The organism is Flexithrix dorotheae DSM 6795, from assembly GCF_000379765.1.
Taxonomy (GTDB): Bacteria; Bacteroidota; Bacteroidia; order Cytophagales; family Flammeovirgaceae; genus Flexithrix; species Flexithrix dorotheae.
In genome coordinates this window covers 181310-195864 of the sequence record NZ_KB903476.1, presented here as the reverse complement: position 1 = coordinate 195864, position 14555 = coordinate 181310, and the positions used below count along the sequence as shown (strand labels likewise).

Genomic DNA, 14555 nt, shown 5'->3' with positions numbered 1-14555 from the left:
CTCCATGAGAATAAAGCAAAAAAAGGCCAGGTTTTAAAACCCGGCCTTTTTGTTTAAAGAAAGCTATCTTCTTCTTTGTAGGCTTTAATTAGGAGTTCTTCACCTTCTTTACCTTTATGGAAGTTTCCATGTTCCATGCCCATAATTCCTTCATAACCTTTTTCATGGATGAATTTGAAAATATTCTTATAATTAATTTCTCCTGTAGTAGGTTCTTTTCTGCCTGGATTATCACCAATTTGGAAATAAGCGATTTCATCCCAACACCTTTCAATATTTGTAATGAGTTGCCCTTCATTTTTCTGCATATGGTATATATCGTATAAGATTTTGCAAGAAGGGCTATTTACAGCTTTACAAATCATGAAGGATTGATCGGAATACCTTAAAAACAAGTCTGGGGTATCGCTTAAAGGTTCTAAGACCATTACAAGACCATGAGGCTCAAAAATTTCTGCTCCTCTTCTCAGAGCTTCAATGACGTTGGCTGTTTGGATTCCAAGTGGCAGTTTTCTTTCGAAGAAACCAGGCACAACTGTCATCCATTTTGCATTTACACGCTTGGCCACTTCTACAGATTTTTTACAAGTGTCCACAAAATTATCGAGGAATTCCTTTTTCCCGGTAGTTAAGGAAACTTTCCAGTTATCTCCTCCATCTACTACAAAAACGCCCATTTCCATGCCCAAACGTTCCATCTCTCTGGCTATTTTTTCCTGATCCTCAGTAGATCTTTTGAGCATTCCGTTATCTTCTAGTGCAGTAAATCCCTGATCCGCCATGAATTTTAACTGGTCAATTAAATCCTCACCTCCTGAATTTTTGAACATTCCAAAATGTGGAGCATATTTTAAATTGAATTTATGGGCTTCAATATCGGTATTCATAAAATTTGACTTTGCCGCCACAGTTCCACCACCTACTGCAATTGAGGCAGCTCCGGCTATTGCTGTTTTTTGGATAAAATTTCGTCTTTTCATTTTTTGATAGTTTAACTTATTGTTTGTTTTATTCGAAATATAAAATGATACAATTTCCAGCCATAGAATTTATACCATTTGATATAATTACACAATTTCCATTTTACTTACTGGCCAACCCTTCTGCTTTTTTAAGGGAGGATAAATATTCTACTAAATCTACTAATTCATCTTTACTCATGGCCAAATGGAGGCCTGAAGTCATCAGGGAATTTTCCAGCTCTTCAATAGAAACAACCTCAGATGTTTTGAAGGTTTTTAACATTCCTCCCATTTGCTTAAGGCCAATTTCATCTTCTGTTTTACTGGCAATATAACCCACTGATTTTGACCCATCCTTAGTTTCAATAACAAATCCTTCGTAGCCAAAACTTATCCCTTCATTTGGATAAATAATGGCAGCATATAAACCATCTTTTGATAATTTACTGCCAATTTCGGAAAGTTTTGGACCAAAGTCTATTCCTTCTCCATTTACCTGATGGCAGGCAGCACAGAATTTATCAAAACTAGCTTTCCCATTTTCTATGTTTCCTACTGTGGCCACCAGTTCTTTTAGAGGAGGAAGTTTATCTGCTCCTTCAGGCATCTTCATGTATTTAGAAGCTTGTTCTCTTATAGATCCTTTAATTGCACTCATGAGTACAGTTACGGCAGTTGTTTTTAATTCTTCCGGAATTTCATTATCTACCAGCATATCCAATACCCTCGATTCCTGAACCCATCCAGTTCCAAGAGTTTGCATTGCCTTTTTCCTTACCGCCAATTCCTTGTTTTCATCAAATGCATAACTTTTTACCAGATTCCAGGATTCCATATCTCCGAGATGTTTCATGGCAGTTAAAGTTTGGGATACGATAAAATCATCGTCAGAAGACAATAATTTTTGAAAGTAGTCTACCCCCTTTTTTTCTCTGAGTAACTGGGTTGCTTTTACTCCAACCCCTGTATTAGTTTCTTCCAACATTAATCGTTTCAATTCGCCTTCTTGCCCTTGAATATCAAATCTTTTGACCCATTCAATATATTGATTAGTTCCTTTTACAGATTCCAGGGAACTTAAAAGTAGCTTTTCAGTGGAAGGAGAATTTTTAATTACTGAAGGGCTTATATGATTTAAAGCAATCTGGATAATTTGGTCCTTTTCAGGATGATCTGTCTCAATTAATGCCACAAGTACTTTATCCTTGGAGGGATCATTGTGAAAGTCAAATGCCCTGAAATACCGTTTCATTCCCTCAGGAGTAATGGCCGGATTAGAAATAAATTCAGCCAAAAGGGGAATACTGGCTTTTGCCCTTGTTCTCCAAACGATATCCTGTGCTTCCGGAGATTTTAAATTTCCTTTCACTTTTTGCTCATAAGCCGCAAAGAATTCGTCAGGTCTTAAATCTGATCCAATTCCCAAAGCTTCCAGATACCACCGGTCTTCCGAAGGGTATTGTGCAGCTACCTCAGCCCAAATTTCTGCTGCCTTGGGAGCATCTAAAAACCTGGTTGCAATAGCCACCTCTCTTCTTATTTGTGGAGAATTGTCTTTGGAAAGTTTTTCCATATAATTGACCAGTTCCGGCATTTCCATTTGTTTGGCAATCCTCAAACCTGTTATTCTAATATCCTCATTCTCATCATTTATGGCCTGATCAACATAATGCTTGGTTTTCCCCTCAATTTTTGCCAGCAGCCATAATGCCCTGGCTTTATGTCTTGGATTTTCAGAAGTAAACTCAGTTTTCAAAGCCTCTTCTGCATCGGCTCCCATATTGTGAAGTTTGTTCCATCCCAAATATCTGGTGGCCATATTAGGACTTTTCATTGCAGCAATAGTACCTTCTGTTGACGATAAATCTAATGTTGGGTTTTTATAGGCATGTCCTTTAGGAGCAATTCTATAAATTCTTCCCTGTTCTTGATCCCCCATTTGGTGACCACCTACACCCGGATCGTACCAATCTGCCACAAATAAAGAACCATCCGGAGCTATACAAACATCAGAAGGCCTGAACCACGAATCTCTGGTGCCTGTAAGGATATTTACTATTTCCGCTTTGTATCCTGCTCCGTCTTTTTGCACTGGATAACTTCTTACTACATTAGGTCCTGCATCAGAATGAATCATCTGATCCCAAAAAACTTCAGGAAGTAACCGCCCTTCATAAATAACCATCCCGGTTGGGGAGCCTGCTCCGGTTTGCAGTAAATTAGGGACCACACCCGGATCGTTTAAATGCCAGTGTCTTTTAGGGATTTCTTCATGCATTCCGGTCCTGATGGTTCTCCACCCTGCACCGGTCATTTCATCTTGATAACCATAATTCCCATATTCCATCACATAATTTATCCTCACTCCTTTATTTCCATCATCATCATTATCTGATTGCCATAAGGTGCCAAAAGCATCTACAGCCACTTCATAATTATTTCGAAAATTATGCGCTAAAACTTCGAATTCGCTTCCATCAGGATTACACCTGAAAATCATCCCCTGACGATAAGGTTTTCCCTGATGGTTCACCACATTACCTGCCTTATCTACAATCGGTTTTCCATCTTTATCCAAAACCTGCTCACCAGCATTTCCAAAATTGAAGTACAATTTACCATCAGGACCAAAGATGAAAGAATGAACCCCATGGTCGTGCTGAATTCCACCTATTCCTGTGAATAATAGTTCTTTTTTATCTGGTTTATCATCACCATTTTCATCAGTGAAAACCCAGATATTCGGACTGGTAGAAACAATTACTTTATTTCCCAATACCGCAATACCAAGGGCCGCATCAATATCTTTCCCTTCATAAAATACCTTTCTTGAATCTGCAACTCCATCACCATCTGTATCTTCTAAGATCAAAATCCTATCTCCGGATTCCCTGGTTGGGTTATTTGGATTGAGTTCATAGCGGTAATTATAGGCTTCACACACCCATATCCTTCCTTTGCTGTCTATATCCATGTTTGTTGGGTTAACCAACATCGGTTCAGTAGCAAATACAGTAGCTTCCAGGCCATCATAAACATCGAGACCTACAAGTGCATTTTCAACCTTCCTTTTTTCTGCTTCAGGTAATTCCGGAGGAGGAGCGCTTTTTTCTTGGGGTTGTGAACCACAAGAACTCAGGCCAATAAGAAGAACTAAAAAAGACGGGAGTAATTTTGGGAAATAAAAATTACAATTAACCATATTATGGTGGCTATTTATAATTTTTTTATTCATTTTCATTTTCAATAGTTTTTAGTAATATACAGTTTTTTAATTCTTTAAAATTACACATTTTATAAATGTAATAATTACAATTATCCTTTTATTTAGACTTCCAATATGCGATTTCATCAGCTGTTTTTCGTCATTCATTTTCTGGTAAATTTATCTCCTTTAATAGCCCACAGTCAATCACTCAAAAAATTTGAATTTTCCACCTTTAAGATGGGCACAACTTTCAGGTTAGTTTTCTATGCGAAGGACAGTTCACAAGCCAATTTAGTAGCCAAAAAAGCATTCAGAAGAATTGATGACCTCAACGAAAAGTTAAGTGATTACCATAACGAAAGCGAGTTGAATAAGCTAAGTCAATCCTCAGGCACAAATACTTTTGTGCCTGTAAGTGATGATCTTTGGAAAGTAATTATTGTTTCCTTAGAAGCGTCCAAAAAAAGTAAAGGAGCTTTCGATATCACCGCAGGAAGATATGTTAAACTTTGGAGAAGGGCCAAAAGAAAAAACGAACTTCCTTCAGCAAAAGAACTAGAAGATGCTAAAAAGGCTGTGGGATATGACAAAATAGTTTTAGATCAGAAAAGTCAATCTGTAAAACTTATCGCTTCAAAAATGAAACTGGATTTGGGTGGAATTGCAAAAGGCTATACGCTTGACGAAATACTAAAGGTTTTGCGTGGTGAGGGAATCAATTCGGCCTTAATAGATGGAGGTGGAGATATTTTATTAGGGGATGCGCCTCCTGAGGCTAATGGATGGAAGATAAATATTGCGAAAGACAGTTCCTCAACATTGAACAAAACATTAGTTTTGTCGAATATTTCCATAGCTTCGTCAGGTGATTTGTATAACTTTGTCGAAATAAATGATGTAAGGTATTCCCATATCGTTAATCCTAAAACGGGCTTAGGGCTTACCAATCAAATTACCTCCACTATCATTGCAAAAGATGGCATTTCAGCCGATTATCTGGCTTCCACACTATGTATACTAGGAATTAAAGACGGTTTAAAATTGGCAAACAAACATGATTTTCCTGCAATTATTCAGGTGAAACAAGGTAATAATACAATAATTTGCCAATCAAAACGGTTTAAAAAATTAATTAATTAACAAAATCTCACGTAAGAACTATTTTTTAGTCTTTGGGTATGGTTTTTATAGAGATATGAAATATATTGCAAACATTTGTTAACATATAGAACCTTAGGTAGAGCATTAACGTCAATGAAGCCGACATTTAAGATCAGAATTTTTTCCACTTATTTTTTCATTCTTCTATTTTCCTCCAATTTTTTAATTGCCTCAGTTCCTCAAAAAGGAGAACCTCTCAATCTACTTGAAAGTTACTTTCACAGGGTTTATGAATCTATTGACTTTCATGGAAATCAGGTGAAATATGAAATCTTTGAAAAAGGTTTGAAAGGATTTTTACTATTAAAGTCAAAGGGAGAGTTGTCTGCCGAAAAAGACATTATTACCATTATTGATTTCTCTCAAACTTCTAAAAATAACCGGCTTTGGGTAATTGATTTAAAGAACAGAAAGGTGCTATTTAATTCATTGGTAGCGCATGGGAGAAATACCGGGAATGAATTTGCCAGAAACTTTTCAAATATCCCTCAATCGTTCCAAAGTAGCCTTGGGTTTTATGTAACTGGTGACACTTATCATGGAAAGCATGGGCTTTCACTTTATCTAAATGGAAAGGAAAAAGGCATAAATGATAATGCAAAAAATAGGGCAATTGTAATGCATGGAGCAGATTACGTGAGCAGAGATTTCATCTCCAGATATGGCAGATTAGGAAGAAGCCTGGGATGCCCTGCAGTACCTATGACAAATTATAAGCAAATCATTGGGTCTATTTCCAATAAAACATGCCTCTTCATTTACCACCCAACCAGTATTTATCAGCGCACCTCAAGTATTTTGAAAGAAGAACTCTCCATTACATCAGCATTGATTAAGAATGTATTTGGAAATTTGTTCAGTAATGTGGATGTGGTAGCAAGGGATGATGAATTTACAGAGTAATTTTAGGTTTGCAATTTATTTAAAGAGCTGTTTCCAGGTTCCCTTCATATAATTATACTTTAGCGTGCTTGGTAATGCCATAAACCAATATTTATTCATGGCAACAGAAAAAGATGGTTGCATATAGCAATTGATTACGCATCCTTCACATTTGGGATGAGTTCCTTCTTGTTTGATCAATTCCTGTGCACTTTTTGAGTAATACAAATCATATAAGTCTCCGTTGATTGTTAATTCCTTTAAGCCAAGGTGATAACAAGGAAGGACCAGTTTGTTTTCAGGAGAAATTACTATAGTACTGCTTCCCGCCTTGCAAATAGGATTGTCAATACGATTCCCCCCGTCTTTTCGGAGTTCAATGAAAGCTTTATTGAGGTATACATTTTTCTTTCCATGCCACTGCTCCAGTTTTTTTAAATTTTCCTGAGAAATGCCACCCTGAGTATCCACTTCGTTGTAATCAAATGCCGGATTAATAATCAGAACTAAATTATTGGGCAGGATAATCCTTTCATAAATTTCCTGAATCTGATGAATGTTAGAATCGAAAACAGTAAAAATGATATCTGGCCTTTCACCTATTTCTTTTGCTTTTTTGATAGATTTCATCACGAAATCGTAGCATTTTACCCCACGCATAGTATCGTGTTCCTCCTTATCTGGAGAATCCAGGGAAAAATGTAACATATCAATTAATCCTTTGAAACTATCAGCATATTTGGGATAAAGCAGGCAATTTGTAGTGACAGTGGTTATAAAGCCCTTTGCTTTTGCCATTTCCAATAATCTGCCTAATTCTCTGTGCAACAATGGCTCACCTCCGGTAAAATCAATTACTTTTACTCCCAGTTTCTTCAGGTCATTAAAATTTTCTTCAGCATTTTCTAAAGTAATATATGGAGATGGTCTTTCCCAAATATCGCAAAATCCGCATTTCGCATTACACCTGTAGGTAACATAATAATTGCACAAAACCGGATGGGAAATCAATTGCATAGGGGAACTTCAAAACAAATTCAAAAAAGGATTTTATTTTAACCAAAAATATTAGAGCAGGATCAAATTTAGGTCTTTTTTTTATTTTGCCGCCAGATAAGAACCTGGATATTTTTCAGAATATACAACTTGTTGAAAATGAGGGATATTTGTTTGAAATAATAAGCTTTTCCATCTTTCAGGGATCGAATTTTTGAACAGTATTGATTTGGCATTTGTTCGTTTTGTTGTGGTATAATTTTGATTTGGAAAAAAGATTGAACTTTAAAAAGGCTACATTTGTAATTAGTAATTAAATAGGAATATAATACATCCGTTTGTGCCATAACTATTTGAAAATGAGATGCTATCTCTCATATACTCATAGGTACAGGTACTTAGTGGATGAAAATAAATTAGCATGAAAATAGGAATTGTGTGCTACCCTACCTACGGAGGTAGTGGGGTAGTAGCAACAGAATTAGGTAAGGCTCTGGCAGATGAAGGACACCACATTCACTTCATCACCTACTCCCAACCCACCAGATTGGATTATATCACCGAAAATTTATATTATCATAAAGTTGATATTCGGACATATCCTTTGTTTGAGTTTCCACCTTATGAATTGGCATTAGCCAGTAAAATGGTAAATGTGGTGAAAACTGAGAAGCTGGATTTGCTGCACGTTCATTATGCAATTCCCCATGCTTCAGCGGCATATATGGCCAAACAAATCCTAAAAACAAAAGGCATTAATATTCCTTTTGTGACTACTTTACATGGTACAGATATTACTTTGGTAGGTAAGGATGAAAGCTATGAACCAGTGGTTTCCTTTAGCATTAACCAATCTGATGGAGTGACAGCGGTTTCTGAGGATTTGAAAAAAGAGACACTCTCTCATTTTGATATTCATACGGACATTAAGGTAATCCCCAACTTTATTGATCTGGACAGGTTTAAAAAGCAGAAGAAAGAGCATTTTAAAAAGGCTATTTGTCCAAATAATGAAAAGCTTTTAATTCACACCTCCAACTTTAGGAAGGTAAAAAGGGTGAATGATGTGGTGAAGATATTTTGCCATATCAAAAAGAAAATTCCTGCTAAATTAATCCTAATTGGGGACGGACCTGAACGAAGGAGAATAGAAGATGAGTGTCAGGAAATGGGTATTTTTGAGGATGTTCGTTTTCTGGGGAAATTAGAAGCTGTAGAGGAGTTACTTTCTGTAGGGGATTTATTTATTATGCCATCAGAAAAGGAAAGTTTTGGGCTTGCCGCACTGGAAGCCATGGCATGTGAAGTTCCTGTAATTTCCACTAATGCAGGGGGAATCCCAGAATTAAATATCCATGGAGTCTCAGGAATGTTAAGTGATGTAGGTGATATTGATGACATGGTAAACAATGCCTTATTCATTCTGGATGATAAAAATCTACCAACCTTTAAAGAAAATGCTTTAAATAGAGCCAGGGATTTTGAGCTTTCTAAAATTTTGCCCTTGTATGAAGAAGTTTATGAGAATGTGGTAAAAAGGCAGAGGAATCAGGTAATGATTTAATATTATGGAACAAAAAAAAACCGGTCCAGGCCGGTTTTTTTTTGTTTTCTGATGGTCGAAACAAAGATTAAAGACCAAAAGCATCTTTTACTTTATCAACATAATCAAGTTTTTCCCAGGTAAAGAACTCAAAAGATTTTTTCTCTTTCTTTCTTACTTCTTTTCTAACGGAATCAGTTTCTTCGACATCTACAATAAGTGTTTCAACCTCTTTAGAATAAGGTTCTCTTCCCATATGACCATAAGCCGCTGAATCAGAGAAGATTGGGTTTTTCAATCCAAATCTTTCTACAATGGCTTTTGGTCCCATATCAAATATTTTATTTACTCTCTCAGCAATTTGAATATCCGATAAATCCACTTTAGCAGTTCCGTAGGTATTTACGTTTAGGGAAACAGGTCTGGAAACACCTATAGCATAAGCTACCTGAACCAAAATTTCATCAGCTACTCCCGCAGCAACAAGGTTCTTGGCAACGTGTCTTGAAGCATAGGCAGCACTTCTATCTACCTTAGATGAATCTTTTCCAGAAAATGCTCCACCACCGTGTGCGCCTTTTCCTCCGTAGGTGTCTACAATAATTTTTCTTCCTGTCAAACCTGCATCTCCATGAGGCCCACCAATAACAAACTTGCCAGTTGGGTTAATGTGATAAATGGTATTTTCATCCAGCAATTCAGCAGGAATCACTCTTGGAATTAGAATTTCCTTGATATCCTTTTCAATTTTTGCCAGCATTTCTGCTTCACTTGCAAACTCATCATGCTGAGTAGAAAGTACGATGGTATGAACCCTTCGAGGCTTATTATCATCTCCATATTCAATAGTAACCTGAGCTTTACTATCAGGTCTTAAATAGGAGATAAGGTCAGATTCTTCTTTTCTGATTTTTGCCAGCTCTTTCACCAATCTGTGGGAATAAGCCAGTGCCATTGGCATATATTCAGGGGTTTCTTTAGATGCGTATCCAAACATCATTCCCTGGTCTCCTGCTCCTTGCTCTTTATCTGTCCCTTCTCCTTCGTTCACTCCCTGAGCTATATCAGGAGACTGGCTATGTAAAGTAACCATTACACCACAAGACTCCGCATCAAACATATAATCATCACTGTTGTATCCTATTTTTTTGATAGTCTCCCTTACCACATCAGGAATCTCCACATAGGCTTTTGTAGTAATTTCTCCAGCTACAACCACCAAACCAGTAGTTACAAGTGTTTCACAAGCTACTCTTGAGTTAGGATCCTGAGCCAACATTGCATCTAAAATTGCATCTGAAATCTGGTCGGCCACTTTATCAGGATGGCCCTCCGATACTGATTCGGAAGTGAATAAATATGCCATATTATTCTTCTCTTTTTTTAGGTTATTTAAATTTTATTGAATTGCTTAAACTAAAATCTTTATTTACTGAATTATTTCCTATGCCCTCTTTAAGTTCTTTTAAGGATTTTGAGTAAACAAGGAATTTTTTATCATCTGAAAGTACAGCATCATCATTAGAAAATCTTCTGATTTTCCCATCAGTACTTATTTCTAGGGAATATTTCACCTCTTCAAACATATTAATCAATTCCTGATTCATCTCCTCATTTTCATTTTCCTCTTCATCGGGATAAATTTCCTCTATCAAATTTGAAAGGTTAAAACTATTGCTTTTATCCAGTTTTCCTTTAGAAAAAGAATAAAAAGATTGAAAATACCCAATATCATTGCCAGAGTCCATTTTCGAAAGCGCTCTGTTAAGGGCTTCCACATTTTCATAATTGAGTTTAATACCGAATACGTAGTTATTTTCATCCTTAATCCCCTCTACCTGAGAAATACCCTTAATATTCGATAATTCCTTACCAAGTTCAATAAAGGCAGAATCGAGCCCGCCAAGAGGATCATCCATTACTACACCACCAATTGCTCCATCTCCTTTACTGGCCATTTCCATCATCACCTGAAAAATTTTCTTGCTTTGGCTAAAGTCCATTAAAAGCTGATAATTACCCGAACCTGACTTGGTTATTTTCAGTTTTTCTTTTATCTCAAAGCATCCACTTAATACAATGGGAAGAAAAACAGATAAAATGAAAAGCGGGAGCCTCTTCATAGGCGTATGTTTTGTTTTATTCTATAAAAAACATCCTTCAGCATTTTAGGAATACCGAAATAAGAAATTTTTAGGATGTTAAATTTTTCACTCATTAAGGTGTGTTTTTTGGGAAATTGGTAAAAAACCAGGTATTTATTTTAAAAAAATCAGAGCCTTAAATTAATCGCAAAGCTAAAGTAATAATTACAAAAATCTAATAGTTAATAAATTAAAATGTGTAGGCAAAAAAATTGCTTGAGATCGATTTTTAGGGTATTTTTCTTATAAAAGCTGCCACTAATAGACAAGCCTGATTCTGCTGCTTTTGAATTTAGGTCAGAAGAGCAAAGACAATTACCCCGAGAAGTACAGCAATTAACGCCTGAATTATAAAAGATTTTTTACTTTCATTAGATTTGCGTTTAAAGGAACCAGAAATTCGTTCTTTAATTTTTTCAGAACCGTCTTTCCCATTTAAAGCATTTCTCATGCTATTTTCTTTCGCTTCAATTTCTTCTTTTATAGGATCATAATAGCGAGGGTCATAGTTAAATCTTCTGTGGTCGGGAAGTCGGGTAAGACTAGGAATTTTTTTCATTACAAATCAACTATTTAAACTTTTGCAAAGATAACTAAAATTAGATTTAATCATTGCCTAAACAATCAGCACTAATGATTCACAGATTTTTTATACTATTATTACTTACCATCAATTCTTTTGCCTGTGCACAAGAACCAAATATTTCTCTTCAGGATACTGAAGCCGCAAAACTTTCTGCATTGGAAGAAAAAAGAAAGTTGGAATATCTGCTTTATCTAAAACAACAACAGGAGTGGGTGGATTCAACTTTTTCAAAATTAACCGAGGATGAAAAGATTGGGCAGTTGTTTATGGCTACTGCTTATTCCAATCTATCTTCCGATCATGTAAATGGTATTAAAAATCTTATTGAAAATCATCATATAGGTGGAGTCATATTTATGCAGGGTGGTCCCCTGAGGCAGGCTAAACTATTAAATGAATACCAGGAGTTAGCCAAAATTCCATTACTGGTTTCTATGGATGCTGAATATGGACTGGCCATGCGATTGGATAGCACCATTATGTTTCCCAAACAAATGACTCTTGGGGCTATTGAAAATGATAAGTATATCTATGAAATGGGTGCCGAGATTGCCAGACAAATCAAAAGAGTTGGTGCACATGTCAACTTTGCTCCCGTGGTGGATGTTAATGTAAATCCTGCCAATCCGGTTATTGGATTCAGGTCATTTGGCGAAAATAAAGAGAGAGTTGCCCAAAAAGGGGTGGCTTATATGAAGGGAATGCAACATAATGGGGTAATTGCAAATGCCAAGCATTTTCCAGGGCATGGTGATACCAACATGGACTCCCACTATTCTTTGCCTGTCATTAATCATGATGTGGAAAGAATAAATGCAATTGAATTATATCCTTTTAAAGCTCTTTTTGCGGATAGCCTGGGAAGTGTAATGGTTGCCCATCTGCAAATCCCTGCACTTGACGATACACCAAATCTGGCTACTTCCCTTTCCCCAAAAGTGGTTACAGGATTGCTTAAAGACAGCCTGGGTTATAATGGGTTAATTTTTACTGATGCACTCAATATGCAGGGAGTCGCCAAGTATTTTAAGCCAGGGGAAATCGCAGTAAAATCTTTAATGGCTGGAAATGATGTCTTACTTTCTCCTAATGATATTCCGGCTAGTATAGAGGCCATCAAAAAAGCCATGGCCAACAATGAATTGACTGCTGAAGAAATTGATGATAAAGTGAAGAAAATATTGAGGGCAAAATATAAGGTTGGTTTAAACCACTACAAACCAGTGGAGCTAAAAGGAATTTATGATGATCTAAATAACAAAAAAGCGCTGGCTATAAAGGCCAGACTTTATGAACAGGCAGTAACCGTAGTAAAAAATGAAGGAAATCTACTGCCTTTAAAAAATATTGATAGTCTTGCTTTCGGCTCTTTGAGTTTTGGATTAAGCCAGGGAAATAAATTCCAGGAAACATTGGACAAATATGGCAAGTTTGAGCATTTCTCATCTAAAACTCAAAATATAAACCAAACCACTATCAATTCCTTTTATGAGAAATTAAAGGATAAAGACGTGGTTTTTGTGAGTATTCACAAGATGAGCAATAGAGGTTCCAAACAATATGGAATAAGTAATACAACTATATCACTTATTCAAAAACTGGAAAAAGTAACCAAGGTAATTGTTATTCCATTTGGTAATCCTTATGCGCTCAAATATTTTGAAAATTCCAAACTTCTTGTTTGTGCATATGAAAATGACCCATTAATGCAGGCTGCCGTTCCCCAGGTGCTGTTTGGGGCAGTGGAAAATCATGCGAAATTACCGGTTACTGCCTCAAAAAACTTAAGGGAAGGTATGGGTTTCAAAATGGTAACTATCGGAAGGATGGGCTTTGGCGAACCAGAAAGTGTGGGCATGAAAAGTGAAATCCTGAATAAAATTGATTCTATTGCTAATCAGGCAATCGCTTATGAGGCTACTCCTGGGTGTCAGGTATTAGTAGCAAAAGAAGGAAAAATTATTTTTAACAGGTCTTACGGGTATCACACTTACAGCAATAAAGAACAGGTAACTAACAGCTCTATTTTCGATCTGGCTTCCCTTACCAAAGTTTTATCCACATTGCAGGCTGTAATGTTATTGGAAGAGCAGGGAAAGATAAATTTGGAAGGTAAATTATCAGATTATTTGCCTGAACTGGAAGGTACTAATAAAGCAAATATCATTTTAAAACAAGTGCTTACCCACCAGGCGGGGTTAAAAGCTTTTATTCCTTTTTGGGAGAAAATGAAGATTGACAATCAGCATAATCCTGCATATTTATCTACTACCCCAAGTGAAAAGTATTCAATCCAGATCACTCCGGATTTGTTTGCCCTGAGTACTATTGAAGATTCTGTATGGAAGTGGACAGTCGAAACAGATTTAGCCAGAAAAAGATACCGCTACCGTCCTTATAGCTATCGGTATAGTGATTTGGGGTTTATCATTTTAAAAAGAATAATTGAAAAAGTTTCTGGTGAACAATTGGAAAATTTTGTGGCAAACAATATTTATAATCCACTTGGCCTGAAATCTTTGGGTTTTAATCCACTTAACAAATTTGATAAAAGCCAGATTGTACCTACCGAAATGGATATCTATACCAGAAATTCTCTAATCCATGGTTTCGTACATGATCCTGCTGCTGCCTTAGCAGGTGGAGTAGGGGGGCATGCCGGGCTTTTTAGTAATGCATTGGATATTGCTATTTTGTTGCAAATGAATTTGCAGGAAGGCTACTATGGGGGAAAGTGGTATTTGCAGCCGGAAACTTTAGCAAAATTTAATAGCCGGCCTTATGAATCTAACAGAAGGGGGCTTGGTTGGGATAAACCAAGTTTGAAAAGAGAAAGAAGTACTACATCAGATTTGAGTTCCGATAGTACCTTCGGACATACAGGATTTACAGGCACGTGTGCCTGGGTTGATCCAGCCTATAATCTTGTGTATATCTTCCTTTCAAATAGAATCCATCCCTTTGTGGGCAACAAAAAATTATTAAGGGAGAATGTAAGGACTTCTATTCAGGATGTAATTTATGAGTCTATTACAGACTTTTCCCACCTTGAAGCTAAGGCGAGGAGATAGAA

General features: G+C 36.6%; 10 protein-coding genes. 4 read left to right on the top strand and 6 right to left on the bottom strand.

Going from position 1 to position 14555, the window contains the following annotated elements; translation table 11 throughout:
• Positions 1-53: 53 nt before the first annotated feature.
• Positions 54-980, bottom strand: a complete 927-nt coding sequence (locus tag A3EM_RS0131275) for a hydroxypyruvate isomerase family protein (protein ID WP_020532204.1) — start codon at positions 978-980, stop codon at positions 54-56.
• A 103-nt stretch (positions 981-1083) separates the two neighbouring features.
• Entirely contained in the window at positions 1084-4203 is a 3120-nt protein-coding gene (locus tag A3EM_RS0131270) for a PVC-type heme-binding CxxCH protein (RefSeq protein ID WP_245576573.1), read from the bottom strand.
• Positions 4204-4302: 99 nt separating this feature from the next.
• Here A3EM_RS0131270 and A3EM_RS44185 point away from each other — a divergent pair, with 99 nt between their 5' ends.
• Together A3EM_RS44185 and A3EM_RS0131260 are read left to right on the top strand one after the other, a co-directional pair.
• Positions 4303-5310, top strand: a complete 1008-nt coding sequence (locus A3EM_RS44185; protein ID WP_020532202.1) for an FAD:protein FMN transferase — start codon at positions 4303-4305, stop codon at positions 5308-5310.
• A gap of 114 nt (positions 5311-5424) precedes the next feature.
• Positions 5425-6234 (top strand): murein L,D-transpeptidase catalytic domain family protein, encoded by an 810-nt coding sequence (locus A3EM_RS0131260; protein WP_020532201.1) that lies wholly within the window; start codon positions 5425-5427, stop codon positions 6232-6234.
• Positions 6235-6249: 15 nt separating this feature from the next.
• On the opposite strand, the gene A3EM_RS0131255 is transcribed toward A3EM_RS0131260, so the two are convergent.
• Positions 6250-7230: a radical SAM protein gene (locus A3EM_RS0131255; protein WP_020532200.1), complete on the bottom strand. Its 981-nt coding sequence runs from the start codon at positions 7228-7230 to the stop codon at positions 6250-6252.
• Positions 7231-7630: 400 nt separating this feature from the next.
• Between A3EM_RS0131255 and bshA the strand changes: the two genes are divergently transcribed.
• Positions 7631-8773, top strand: a complete 1143-nt coding sequence (gene bshA, locus A3EM_RS0131245; protein WP_020532198.1) for an N-acetyl-alpha-D-glucosaminyl L-malate synthase BshA — start codon at positions 7631-7633, stop codon at positions 8771-8773.
• A 67-nt stretch (positions 8774-8840) separates the two neighbouring features.
• Here the strand turns inward: bshA and metK are convergent, their stop codons facing one another.
• The 3 genes from metK to A3EM_RS0131230 all read right to left on the bottom strand — a co-directional run bounded on the left by metK (position 8841) and on the right by A3EM_RS0131230 (position 11455).
• Entirely contained in the window at positions 8841-10118 is a 1278-nt protein-coding gene (metK, locus tag A3EM_RS0131240) for a methionine adenosyltransferase (protein ID WP_020532197.1), read from the bottom strand.
• A 22-nt stretch (positions 10119-10140) separates the two neighbouring features.
• Positions 10141-10875 carry a hypothetical protein gene (locus tag A3EM_RS0131235; protein ID WP_020532196.1) on the bottom strand — a complete coding sequence of 245 codons (735 nt, stop codon included), beginning with the start codon at positions 10873-10875 and terminating at the stop codon, positions 10141-10143.
• Between the two features lie 313 nt (positions 10876-11188).
• A complete protein-coding gene (locus A3EM_RS0131230; protein ID WP_020532195.1) occupies positions 11189-11455 on the bottom strand; it encodes a hypothetical protein in 267 nt (88 codons plus the stop codon).
• A 74-nt stretch (positions 11456-11529) separates the two neighbouring features.
• Between A3EM_RS0131230 and A3EM_RS0131225 the strand changes: the two genes are divergently transcribed.
• Complete coding sequence (locus tag A3EM_RS0131225; RefSeq protein WP_020532194.1) at positions 11530-14553, top strand: serine hydrolase domain-containing protein; 3024 nt, start codon at positions 11530-11532, stop codon at positions 14551-14553.
• Positions 14554-14555 lie beyond the last annotated feature (2 nt).